Origin of the sequence: Actinotignum inguinis, from assembly GCF_051265835.1 — a bacterium.
GTDB classification, from domain to species: domain Bacteria; phylum Actinomycetota; class Actinomycetes; order Actinomycetales; family Actinomycetaceae; genus Actinotignum; species Actinotignum timonense.
The window spans coordinates 267,529-280,755 of the sequence record NZ_JBOZDP010000001.1 but is presented as its reverse complement, the minus strand read 5'-3'; the positions used below and the strand labels follow the sequence as shown (position 1 = coordinate 280,755).

5 protein-coding genes are annotated in these 13,227 nt (G+C 63.1%); 4 read left to right on the top strand and 1 reads right to left on the bottom strand.

Annotated features, from left to right (window positions below):
• Nucleotides 1–127: 127 nt before the first annotated feature.
• Nucleotides 128–3,223, bottom strand: coding sequence for a choice-of-anchor M domain-containing protein (locus tag ACRQFC_RS01160; protein ID WP_410374579.1), 3,096 nt, complete (start codon nucleotides 3,221–3,223; stop codon nucleotides 128–130).
• Between the two features lie 124 nt (nucleotides 3,224–3,347).
• Here ACRQFC_RS01160 and ACRQFC_RS01155 point away from each other — a divergent pair, with 124 nt between their 5' ends.
• The 4 genes from ACRQFC_RS01155 (at nucleotide 3,348) to ACRQFC_RS01140 (ending at nucleotide 13,206) form a co-directional block, all read left to right on the top strand.
• The gene (locus ACRQFC_RS01155) at nucleotides 3,348–5,222 is read left to right on the top strand and encodes a choice-of-anchor M domain-containing protein (protein WP_284901444.1); all 1,875 of its coding nucleotides are present in this window, start codon (nucleotides 3,348–3,350) and stop codon (nucleotides 5,220–5,222) included.
• Between the two features lie 92 nt (nucleotides 5,223–5,314).
• Nucleotides 5,315–5,869 carry an NADPH-dependent FMN reductase gene (locus ACRQFC_RS01150; RefSeq protein ID WP_200807162.1) on the top strand — a complete coding sequence of 185 codons (555 nt, stop codon included), beginning with the start codon at nucleotides 5,315–5,317 and terminating at the stop codon, nucleotides 5,867–5,869.
• Between the two features lie 203 nt (nucleotides 5,870–6,072).
• Nucleotides 6,073–7,113 (top strand): class 1b ribonucleoside-diphosphate reductase subunit beta, encoded by a 1,041-nt coding sequence (gene nrdF / locus ACRQFC_RS01145; protein WP_284901446.1) that lies wholly within the window; start codon nucleotides 6,073–6,075, stop codon nucleotides 7,111–7,113.
• 1,317 nt (nucleotides 7,114–8,430) lie between these two features.
• Nucleotides 8,431–13,206 carry a Rib/alpha-like domain-containing protein gene (locus ACRQFC_RS01140; RefSeq protein WP_435734630.1) on the top strand — a complete coding sequence of 1,592 codons (4,776 nt, stop codon included), beginning with the start codon at nucleotides 8,431–8,433 and terminating at the stop codon, nucleotides 13,204–13,206.
• Nucleotides 13,207–13,227: the final 21 nt, after the last annotated feature.

Here is a 13,227-nt window from a genome sequence, read left to right as displayed (position 1 = left end):
ATCATCTCCTTCACGTATGGCCGACGCCTTTGCTCAGCCAAAAACAGACTACACCCCGGCGCATCCGGTCTCGGGTGCGCCGGGGTGTAGGGGCGAGCCTTAGTGGCCCGGTCCGTTCATAGGTGCGTTACTTGCGTCGGTGGCGTTCCAGGGCGACGCCGCCGCCCAGGCACAGGGCACACAAAGCGATGACGCCCATGATCTTCGCCAGGGTGCTCAGCTTAATGCTCCGATCCCAGCCGCTTGCCGAAGCGTCGGCATTTGCGCCGGCAGTCGCCTGGTTACCCTGGCCTGCCGCGCCGTTGGGCATTCCAACGAAAGCGGAACCGGAGGGCGTGCCCGCACCGGGCGTGGCACTCGCCGACGGCGTAGCGGAGGGGGCAGTCGCTTTCCCGGCTGCCGGCCCACCGGCCTTCGCCGGAGCGGGGGAGATGGGGCGCGGTGCCCCGCCGCCACCGGCCTGCGGTGCGCCAACCACCCGGTTACCCGTGAGGGTAGCGCCACCACCGGGGCCGAGCGGTGCGTTGCCGCTCGGCGGCAGCACCTTCGCCCCGGGATTCTCCGGAAGCGGAGCGGGCGCGGGCGGCCCGGCCGGAGTTAGCGGCTTATTCCCGGGATTATTTCCCATGCCGGGTATACCCGGCTGCGGATTTGGTTTCGGTGTGCTAATGCCCCCCGGGGTTCCGGGTGCGGCTGACGGCTGCGGTGTGGGAGTGCCGCCCGGCGTGGGCGCACCACCCGGATTAACGGTGCCGCCCGGGTTGCCACCAGGGTTACCTCCGGGGTTGCCGCCCGGATTCGGCGTGCCACCGGGATTCCCGCCCGGATTTGGATCTGCGGAGGGATGATCCGCACCGCCCGGTTCGGGAGCGGTGGGATCGCCGGGGATACTCACGGTGCCCTGCTCGTAACCGGCGATCGTCTCATCCCCAACTAAGAAGACTAGGCGGCCCGCCCGGTTGGCCCCGCCCGCGCCGGAAGCTTCCGGCGCGGCTGCGGCGTCGTCGTACCACACCCGCAACACGTACACGCCTGGCTGCGTGAAGGCCCAACCGGCGTGCTGGTGCGTGGGATCGGGCAGGTCAAGGGCGGTGCGCGAGGAGTCGAAGAGCCGATCCACGTTCCCGAAACCGCTCAGCGCGTAGGCGTGATACTGCGCGCCCGCCGGAATCGACTCCGGCTCCACGTGGAAACGCGTGGGCTTGCGGTAGCTCTCTGTGGACCACCCGGGCCAAATATGCGAACGATCCCAGTTCTGGGGCAGCTGGTAGATCCGCTCGCCCTCCGCGCCGAGGAAATCAAAAGCCGCGCCCTTCGCCCGCGGGGACTTCGCCGAATCGGGCACCGCCAGCGCCACCGTGCTCACATCGCGCTGCGCCGAGGTAGTGGCGTGCTCGAGGGTGTCGTCCTTGAGGGTGACGCCCGGGCCACCCTCACCCGGCACCGCCTGTAGGTCCACGTGGCCGCGCCGCAAAATGGTGCGCGACGGGGCAGGCTGCGGTGCGGGAGCTGGTGCGGGAGCGCTAGGCGACACAGAAGGCGTGGGCGCCGGCGCGGGCGGATTAGGCCCCGGATTCGGTCCCGGGTTCGGGTTCGGCGCAGGATTGGGGCCGGGGTTCGGCCCGGGCTCCGGTTGCGGACCCGGATTCGGCGCGGGATTCGGCCCGGGGGCCGGCTGGGTGCCGGTACCAATCGCGGGAGCAGCGGCGAGCCGCCCGGAATAGCTCTGCGGGGCGCTCAAATCCATGGTGCCGAAACGCACGTCCGCCGCCGCGCTCATATTCACTTCCGGATGCGGGTCGATGCTGAGCTTGAGATGGTAGCCCTCGCACCAGGAATCGCCCTGGGTCACGGTGGCCACGCCGCGCGAATCCGTCACCATATTCACTTCGCAATCCGGGTACTTATCCTCCGCTTTCGCGTAGTAGCCGCCGTGCACGTACGCGCGCACCTTCGGATCCGCGAAAGCAACCGAGGTGGTCACGTTTCCGGTGGCCGTCTTTTCCGTGCGTACCGTGTAATCGAAGGACGACGGCGTATATTCCCCGCCCTCCATGGCCGGCGCCGGGTCTTGCGAGTGGGGCTCGGGCAGCTGCGCGGTGCTCTCCGAAGTGCCGGCCTCGGCCGCCCCGAAGGTGTAGGAGACCGGAGCGGAAACCCAGCGGGTCCCGGTGGTGGCTTGAGCGCCTTGAGCCGAATTGGCTGCGCCGTCGGCCTTGGGCGCGCCGGCCGCGCCCTGCGTTCCCGGGGCGGCGGGCACGAAAACCGCCTGGAAATTCGAGGCGCCCGAGCCGATCATCTCCGCCCAGCGCGCCTTCCCCTTCTCTACCGGAACCTCGGCCAGGAAGTAACCATCCAGGAAGAACTGCACCTTCCCCGCCACCGTTTCCGAACCGGCATCGAAACGCAGCTCGGTGAGCTGGTCATCCGCATCATGCTCGCGGCCCGCATACGGGGCGAGGGAGAAACGGTAACCGGAGGTATCCCCGGTGGGGGCGGCGTTGAACGCGGTAGCCAGATCGGGGCCCGCCTCCTTGGCCGGGCGGGTACCACCCACCTGCCACACAAACGGAATCTCCTGCGAGGCGATAATCTTGCCGTCCACCCCGCGCGCGATGGCGCGATAGGTCAGGGTGTAGCGCCCCGGCTTGGTAAAAGCGGTCTCGTTATGGGTGTGGCTGCCGGGCACCAGGTAGGAGACCCGCCGCCCCGTCTCGTGGCTGGAGAACAGCGGGAGGTAGAGGTCCATATTGGTCATGAAGGCTTCCATGCGCCCCGGGCCGTCGAATTTGGTCAGCTCCAGGGCGAAGGTGCCGTTGCGGAATTGCTCCACCGGAATGGCAGCATCCGCACCGAAACCGGCCCAGATGGGGAAGGGGCCGCTGGGCATGCCCGGCGCGGAATACCAGCGCTCGGCCACCTTGCGCAGATGCCCGTAAGCCTCGTTATCCGGGGGCAGGAAAATGTACTGCTGCCCGCCCTGATTCGAGCCGGAGCGCGCGTAGCCGCGCCCCACCCAATTGACGGTCTTCTCCAGCGGATATAGCTCGTCATAGGCTTCGTTTTTCAGCACGAACGTACCGTTTTCCCAAAAAACTTTGGGGGCATCAACGTGCGCCGTCGTTGTGACAATCTTTCCGTCATCCGGGGCGGCCGCGGCGGCCGGAGCTATCCCGGCGGTGAGTGCGGCGGCGGCCAGGGCCGCGAGGAGGCGTCGTGCCATTCTGTCTCTTTCCGTTTCGGTGTGCGGCAGTCCGGGTGAGAGACAACCGCATCACCCCTTATTGATAATCATTATTGTTATCAAATAGGCTAGGTGGCGCAAGTACCGCAAGGAAAGGAAAGTCATGACAGCACTCACACGGCGTGCTGCGGCGGGGCTAGCGGGCGCCATGGCGGCGCTCCTGGCCGGGTGGGGAGCATTCCTTCCTGCCGCCCAGGCTGCACCGGTGCCGGCAGCGCCCGCGGGCGCGGGGGCCGGGCAGCCCACCGTTCTCACCTCCGGGCATATGGACCTCTTCAATATTGCCGCCGGGGCGGATGGCACCATCTCCCTCAATCTCAAGGAAGACGCCACCGGCACCGGGGTGGAACGCGCCCCTGAAGAAACCGTGATCGGGGTAGTGGAGCGGACGTTCACTACCAAATCGGCCGAGGTTCCGCAGCTGGGTACACCCGGCTTTTTGCTCGACCAGGTGCAGCAGCCCGGAATTGTATGGCCCGGCTGGGATTCCGGTGCGGCACGCCAGCTTGGTGGCACCGCGGCGCGTTTCGTGGTGGAGCAACTCGAAGGCCCCGGCAAGGTCTTCTTGTGGGAAACGAATTTCGCCACCCTCAACCCGATTCTGCGCGACGCCGCCGGCACCCCGAGCTTCCAGATGGCACCGGGCAGCGTGATCGCCCAGCCCGAACCCGCGCACCAGCACGCCAATTGGCTCTTCTCCGCGCCCGGCACCTACCGCATGACGGTCCGCGCCGAAGTGGATACCCCCGGCGGCACCCTCACCGCGCCCGCCCGCACCTATACCTGGGCGGTGGGCGACGCGGCGATTGCGGCCGCTCAAGGTCGCGATAACGGTCGCGATAACGGTGGCTCCGGTAGTGGTTCCGGTAGCGGTTCCGATAGTGGCTCCGGTAGCGGTTCCGGTAGTGGGTACGACGACGCCGCTGGCGCGCCGGGCAATTCTTCCACTCCGGGTAGCGGAACCACCCCGGGAGCTGGCAATGGGGGAAGCGGTGCGAATGGCGGGGCTAACGGCGCGCCCGGCACCCCGGCACCGAACGGCGGCGCTACGCAGGCACCTTCGGGCCAGACCCCCTCGGGTCAAGCGCCCCAGTCCCCCGCGGGGCAAGCTCCGCAGGCTCCCGCAGGTCAAGCGCCCCAGGCTCCGGCCGGCCAAGCACCCCAAGCGCCCGCCGCGCCGGTGTGCATCCCCACCCCGGTGGAGCGTGCCGCGAGCGGCGGCGCCAGCGGCTCGCATACAATCCCGGCCAATACCCACGTGCACCCCAATTGGGTCTTCACCCAGCCGGGCACTTATACGGTGGGCCTGGCCCTCAACGCCACCGCAACGGACGGCACCCGCCTGTCCAGCACCACCACCCTCACCTTCAACGTCGGGGGAAGTGGCACCGCCAATAGTGGCCATTACGACCTGGGCGCGGTGGTGGACGGCGGGCAGCTGCGCGCCGCCGTCAAGGACGATAATTCCGGGCAGTGGCTCGACCCAGCTTCCCTGAGCTTCGGGCTGGGGGAGGCCGCGGCCACCACCGCACCGGCAGGCATTGATTTCGTGGCGAGCGCCGGCGAGCGCATCTACATGATTTCCTCCAGCCAGGTTTCCGGAGTGCCGTGGCTGGGCGCGAATACCCAGCATCCCAGCTTCCGCGAAGCGACCACCGGTGAACTCACGCTGAGCGTCACGAGCGTGTCCGGCCCCGGCAAGATGGCCGTATTCGAATCGGGCACCTTCGGGCAGCTGGTGGGCCAGCAGTGGTTCGGTTCGAGCGGCGGCGGCACCGAAACGGTGTGGGAAGGCCGCACCGCGGATGGCCAGTCCTGCGAACTTTCCGCCGAACAAATCGCCCAGCTGGAACGCGAAGGCAAGAAGCTCGGCAATAACCTCGCCCATTCCGGCTCCGAGGTGATCGACCCGCTCTCGGTCACCCTGGCCCTCCTCTGCGTGGGTGGAGTGGTGCTGTACACCCGCAAGCGGGCCTAGCCTATGATGGTGGCAGCGTCCGCTTCGGCGCCTGTGGCGGCGGCCGGGCGCGGCACACCCAATCAAATACGAGTGAAAAGCGCGGGATACTTATGAAGATTTCAATTCTGGTGGGTAGTTTGCGGCGCGGTTCCTACGCGCGCAAAATCGCGAGCGAAGTGGCCGGCTATTTCCCCGAAGGGTACCAGGTGGAGATTGTGGAGATCGGTCACCTGCCGCTCTACAACTTCGATTACGACGACGCGGCTGTGACGGACGTACCCCTGCCGGAAAGCTACACCAGCTTCCGGGAAACCATTAAGGCCAGCGATGGCATCCTCTTCGTTACGCCGGAAAATAACCGCACCGTGCCGGCCTGCCTGAAGAACGCCGTGGATATCGGCTCCAAGCCCAATAGTGATGTGGCTTGGAAGAACAAGCCGGCCGGTATTATCAGCCACTCGGTGGGGCGCATGGGTGGCTACAGCTCGCAGAAGAACCTGCGCCTGGCGCTTTCCTACTTCGATATGCCCATGCCTGGGCAGCCCGAAGTATTCCTGGGCCGCTCCCCGGAGCTCTTCGATGAATCTGGCAAGCTGAAGGCCGATACCGCGGACTTCGTGCGCGGCTATATTGACCGCTTCGTGGCCCTGGTCGAGAAGAAGTAAATCTCGCTTATCGCGTAGCGCACCCCCGAGTTGGTTTCTAGCCGGCCCGGGGGTGCTTTTTCGTGGCTCGGGCGCTCGCGGGAAAGGAGCGGCGTCGTCGTTATGACATACACCACTGCGGCGAGCCTTAAGTCCTAGGTGTCCGCAATGCGACACTATATCTAGTGGTCTAAATTGAAGTGACCACAATATCTAGTGTTTTGATGAAAATTGGAGAAGTCATGAGCGCACCTGATGGACGGCATTACACCCTGCGTTCCTTTATGCCGCCGCAGTACATCCAGCATCCCGAGGGGCCCTTCCGGCCGATCAACTGGAATTACGTCCCGGAGGAGAAGGATTTGGAGGTGTGGCGCCGGCTCACCGCGAATTTCTGGCTGCCGGAAAAGGTGCCGCTCTCCAATGACCTGCCCTCCTGGCAGCGCATGAGCGAGGTGGAGCAGACCCTCGTGATGCGGGTCTTCACCGGCCTGACCCTGCTCGATACCGTGCAGGCCAGCATCGGTGAAATTAGCCAGATTCAGGACGCGCACACCGAACACGAGCAGGCCGTCTACGCCAATATCGCTTTCATGCAGGCAGTACACGCGCGCTCGTATTCCTCGATTTTCTCCACCCTGGCCTCGAGCGCCCAGATTGAGGAAGCCTATACCTGGGCGGTGGATAATCCGCTGCTCCAGCAGCGAGCCAAGGCGGTGCTGGAACACTACGTGGGCGAGGACCCCCTCAAGCGCAAGGTTTCCTCCACGCTGCTGTCCTCGCTGCTGCTCTACGCCGGGTTCTTCCTGCCCCTCTACCTGTCCTGCCGCGGCAAGCTCATGAATACCGCGGATCTTATTCGCCTCATCCTGCGCGATAAGGCGGTGCACGGGTATTACTCCGGGTACAAGTACCAGCGCGGCCTGGAAGAATGCAGCGAAGCGCGGCGCGCAGAAATGGAAGAATTCACATACGGGTTGCTCGAAAAGCTCTACCAGATGGAACTCGAGTACTCCGGTGAACTTTACGAGCCCGTGGGATTGATGGACGACGTCGCAATTTTCGTCCGCTACAACGCCAATAAGGCACTTATGAACCTTGGCTACCAGGCGCGCTTCAGCGGCGAAGAAACGCGGGTGAGCCCGGAGATCCTCACCGCGCTCTCCCCGGCCGCCGATGAAAACCACGATTTCTTCTCCGGTTCGGGCTCCTCCTACATTATTGGGGAATCGGAAGATACCACCGACGACGATTGGGATTTCTAAAGTAGCCCGAAGGTGAGTATCAGAAGCTGAGTAGCCGAAGGTGAATAGCTCAAGGTAAGTAATCCACAGGCGAGTAGCCCAAAGGTCCTGAACTTTGGTGCGACGATCGGGGCGGCCACCTGCGCGGGTGATGCGTGCGGGTGGCCGCCCCGAAAAACGAGAGATTGGGTACATTTCCCGGAGCGATGCCCCAGGTAGGGACCGCGGCGGCACATAAGTATTCACGCGGCGGGGCGTGGTGCGGATCGGGGAATGTACCGCGTGTGTGCCTGCTCTTTCGCCGCGCCGGCACGGGACTTTAGTACCGCCTGGGCGGTGTGGGTGGTGAGCGAAGGCCTGCGCCGCTACGGAAAAGTATTATTATTCACGCGCTTGCGGGCGGTAGTGTGACGGTGCGGGTGCGCGGCAGGGCCGCTGGAAAAGCGCCCGGGCAGGCCCGAGCGCAACGAAGCGCCCATCTCAAAACCGCGCGGCGCCGCGGGTTAATACTTAGTAAATAATTCTGAAACAGCCTGATAAAAAGTTAGTTATCTCCGCGAGAGGAGCCGTGTTGCTACGCGGTTTATATAACCTTTTGTACTGAATAATTGGATACGGCTCTTTGTGCTAGGCTCATGAATTGTTTAGGCGATTTAGCTGACAGGGTCGGTTGAATTGCGGGGGGGGGGTGCACTCCAGCGCTACCCTCCCACAATTTACGCTCTCCTCATGCTTCACCCTAACGATCCATAAACCTACTAATGGAGAAATAATGTCCCAACACACGGAGTCGACTCAGTCGGCGCCCGGAGTCTCCGCGTCTGTGTCCCGCAAGGGTGGGCATCGTCGTCGCACGAAAGTGTGGGCCGGTCTCACCGCCGCGGCGCTCATGACGACGTTTGCTTCGGGAATCGCCTACGCTGCACCGCAAGGTAATTCCGGTGCGGCGCCGACTGCTCCCACGGCGCAGTGTCCGACGTATGTCGGTGACACCGCTGTCGAAGCAGGCGCGAACCAAGCTGGCGCTAACCGACCGGATATTCCTTTCAAGCAAGATGCCATTATCGAAGCCGATGCTTTCAAGACCGGCTGGATTAAGAGCACCACCGATGCCAGTAACGCCAAGAACACGCTCTCGGGGCGTGCGTTCTTCGGCGGCGTTGGCACGCCGGCAACCACCTCCAATGGTGCAACCCCGGTTCCGGACGGAACCAAGGTGTACCTCCAGTGGCGTGATACCGACGGCGCGGCCTCCCGATTTACTCCACCACCGTCAAGACGATTGACGAGAGCGACGGAAGCCAGATCGGCCCCGGCGCCTACGCTTTTGATCTGCGCGTGCCCTGGGTGGATAACACCGGCAAGCAGCACCTCTACAAGGCCGTTGCTGGCCAGTACTACCGCCTGTGGATCAATGATTTCACCAACCCGGCCGGTAACCCCGTCACCATGGTGCGCCAGGCCGGCGGCTTCTTCCCGGGTGCCTTCGTTAATAGCGTGACAGCCAATAACCTGGGCCAGTTCCCGCTTATCGGCACGAATATGCAGCGGACCGCGGTGTTCATGTACACCGATCCGAATGATTACCTCACCCGCCCCAAGAACGAATGGGTCAATGATGACAAGGGTCCCCTGACCGACCCGGCCGTGACCCTCTCCACCCGGGACTCCGTTTCCGGCAAGGTGTGGTTCGAATCCGGTGCTGGCGATCTTGCCAACTCCGCCACCGGCCCGAACTTCAATACCTCGGGTGACGTGGTGGCCTCCGGCTACACCGTGGTGCTTTCGCAGCTGACCCCCGCGGGCAAGGCTGCGCTCCAGGAACTGCGTAATGCCACCCCGTCCGTGAATGACCGCGAGGTCAAGGTCCGTGACATGCTCACCGAGCACCCCGATTACATCGAGGGTACCTACACGGCCACCACGAACGAAAAGGGCATGTACACCATCCGCCTGCCGAAGAATGCCGGCGCGGACGTGGACCGTATTTACATGTACGTCCTGGACCCGAACGGGCGAGTAGTCCCGAACTACTCGTCCTTCATGCGCCAGACCTTCAACATGTTCAACTCGAATGCTTCGTGGACTCCGCAAACCTCCGCGGCTGTCAATCTGATTACCAATAACTGGTACAACGTCAATCTGGCGCTGGTGCTCAGCGTGCAGGTGGAACTGGATATCACGAACTTCGACGCGCAGGAAAACTACGCCCTCCCCGGGCAGACCGCTGAAGTCAAGCTGACCGGTAAGGATCTCTCCCCGTTGCCCAACCGCATCGAGTGGACCGATTCCAAGGGCAAGGTTGTGCAGACCAACGGCGGCCTGAAGAAGCTGAGCGACGCCAGCAAGGCATACTTCAAGGTTCCGGATAACGCGAAGGACGGCGAAATCTACACGGCAACTCTGTATGCCGCCGAAAACGCTGTTTCTTCCGATTCCTTCATCGTGCGTGCGATTCCCGTCAAGTACGACGCCGTCCAGGTGAAGAAGACCCAAACCGAGAAGAGCAAGGCTCCTTACGCAACCCGCGAAGCCAAGGGCTTCACGCAGGCCGGTAATAACAAGTACCAGCTGCCCGCCGATGCTACCTACGAGCTGGGTGAAGGCGCGAAGGCCTGGGCTACTGTTGATCCGGCCACCGGCGTGGTGACCGTCAAGCCCGGCGCGGACGTGGCTCCCTGTGACTACCGCATCCCGGTGGTTGCCACCGTGACCGATCCGCTCAACGCCAAGAACAAGCTCAAGCTCAAGACCTGGGTTCCGGTCAAGGTGCTCGCGCAGCTCACCGATACCTACGATCCGAATTACAAGCAGGACAATACGGTAGAGGCGGGGCAGACCATTGAGGTCCCGGCCCCCACCTTCGATAAGCTCGCTACCAAGAAGGTTGAAACTGACCCGGCTCCGACCGAAAAGGGCAAGAAGACCACCTTCAAGCTCGGCGAGAACTCCCCGATTACCGCCACGGTTAACCCCGAAACCGGCGCCATTACGGTGACCCCGGCCGCGGGCACCGCCGCTGGCCCCTACGAGGTTCCCGTTGTTGTCACCTACCCGGATGGCAGCACCGATACCGTCAAGGTTCCGGTAACCGTCACCACCCCGGCCCCGGTCGATACTGACCGCGACGGCGTGAACGACGACGCAGACCAGTGCCCCACCATCGCCGGTCCGGCTTCCAATAATGGTTGCCCGGCGTGGAACAACGGCGAGGGCAAACCCGGCACGGACGTGACGCTCACGAAGGACCCGAAGAACGGCCCGATCCCGAGCACTGCGACCTGCGAGGCCGGCAATGGTGCCACGTGCACCATCGGCACCGATGGCAACGTCGTCGTCAAGGTTCCGGAAGGCACCGCCCCCGGCACCGAAATTCCGGTGACCATCAAGAACGAGGGCAAGACCCTCCACACACCCAAGGTGACGGTTACGGCCCCGGATCCGGTTCCGAACCCCGATACCGATAATGACGGTGTGAACGACGACGCAGATAAGTGCCCCACCATCGCCGGCCCGGCCAGCAATAACGGGTGCCCGGCCTGGAGCGATGGCGAAGGTAAGCCCGGCGCGGACGTGACGCTCGCGAAGGATCCCGCTAACGGCGATATCCCGAACACCGCGACCTGCGTGGCGGGTAATGGTGCCACCTGCACCATCGGCCAGGACGGCAATATCACCGTGAAGGTTCCGGAAGGCGCGACCCCCGGTACCGAGATCCCGGTGACCATCAAGAACGACGGCAAGGACCTGGACACCTCCAAGGTGACCGTGCTTGCTCCGAATAACCCGGCCTGGAATGACACAACCACCAAGCCGAGCGAGCCGGCGCAGCTGCCTAACGCGGGTGGCCCGGTTCCGGCTGGTTCCACCGTTGAGGTGACCGGTCCGGGTACCGCCAAGCTCAACCAGGATGGCTCGATCACGGTCACTCCGAACGCGAATGCGAAGGATAAGGACCAGATCGTCGTCAAGGTCAAGGACCCGAACGGTAAGGATCTGGATACGGCGACCGTGACTATTGCTGATCCTGATCCCGATCAGGACGGGGTCTCCGGAGATGCCGATCAGTGCCCGACCATCGCAGGGCCGGCTTCCAATAATGGTTGCCCGGCGTGGAACGACGGCGAAGGTAAGCCCGGCACCGATGTGACGCTCACGAAGGACCCGGCCAATGGCCCGATCCCGGCTTCGGCCACCTGCGAAGCAACCGGTGGTGCCACGTGCACCATTGGCCAGGATGGCAACGTCGTCGTCAAGGTTCCGGAGGGTGCAACCCCCGGTACTGAGATTGCGGTGACCATCAAGGATGGTGACAAGGTCCTCGACAAGTCCAAGGTGACCGTCACGGCGCCCGCTCCGGTTCCGAACCCGGACGGCGATAACGACGGCGTGCCCGATGCTCAGGATCAGTGCCCCACCATCGCCGGCCCGGCTTCCAATAATGGTTGCCCGGCGTGGAACGACGGCGAGGGTAAGCCCGGTGCGGACGTGACACTCACGAAGGATCCGGCCAATGGCCCGATCCCGGCTTCGGCCACCTGTGAAGCGACCGGCGGTGCTACCTGCACGATCGGTGCGGATGGCAATGTTGTGGTCAAGGTGCCCGCGGGCGCCAAGGACAAGTCCGAGATCACCGTGACCATTAAGGATGGCGACAAGGTCCTCGACACCTCCAAGGTGACCGTCAAGGATCCGGATACCGATGGCGATGGCCTGACCGATTCCGAAGAGGAAAAGATCGGTACTGACCCGACCAATCCGGATACTGATGGTGATGGGATCAATGACGGTGACGAGGTCAATGGCACCAAGAACCCGTTCAAGGACGATAAGTTCAATAAGGACGGTAAGCCCGGTAACACCGACCCGCTCAACCCTGACACCGATGGTGATGGGGTGAATGACGGCGATGAAGTGACCGGCAAGAACAACGGTGGCAAACCGACCAACCCGAACAAGGCCGATACCGATGGCGATGGCGTGACCGACGCTGACGAAATCAAGGACGGCACGGACCCGAACAAGGCTGACACCGACGGTGACGGCGTGAATGACGGGGATGAGAAGAAGGACGGGACTGACCCGAAGAATCCGGATACTGACGGTGATGGTGTGACTGATGGTCGTGAAAAGGACCTGGGCACCGACCCGAAGAATCCGGATACTGATGGTGATGGCCTGACCGATGGTGAGGAAGCCGGTACGGATATCGACGAGAACGGTAAGCCTGCTCGTAATGAGGATGGCACCCCGAAGGTTGATGACTCCAAGGCCACCAAGACCGATCCGAAGAACCCGGATACCGACGGTGACGGACTCACTGATGGTGAGGAAAAGAAGATCGGTACCGACCCGAAGAACCCGGATACCGATGGTGACGGGCTCACGGATGGTGACGAGGTGAACGGCACCAAGAACCCGTTCCAGGACGATAAGTTCAATAAGGACGGTAAGCCTGGTAACACTGACCCGCTCAACCCTGACACCGACGGTGATGGTCTCACTGATGGTGACGAAGTTACCGGCAAGAATAACGGTGGTAAGCCGACTAACCCGAATAAGGCCGATACCGATGGTGACGGCGTCAATGATGGCGACGAAATCAAGAACGGTACCGACCCGAATAAAGGTGACACTGATGGTGATGGTCTGACCGATGGTGAAGAAAAGGTGATCGGTACTGATCCGAAGAACCCGGACACCGACGGTGATGGCATCAACGACGGTGACGAGGTCAATGGCACCAAGAACCCGTTCCAGGACGATAAGTTCAATAAGGACGGCAAGCCCGGTAACACCGACCCGCTCAACCCTGACACCGATGGTGATGGTCTCACTGATGGTGACGAGGTGACGGGTGCGAAGAATGGTGGCAAGCCGACCAACCCGAATAAGGCCGACACGGATGGTGACGGTATCAATGACGGTGACGAGATTAAGAACGGCACTGATCCGTTGAACCCGAACGATCCGGGTAAGCCTGCACCGAAGACCAAGAAGGTCAAGAAGGCCAAGGGCCTGACCGCGACCGGTGCCGATGTGGCATCGCTGGCCGTCTTCGCTCTGCTGGCCGCCGGTGCGGGTAGCGTGGCAATTCGCCGCCGCAAGAAGTAACACAATGTTGCTGAGGTAGCT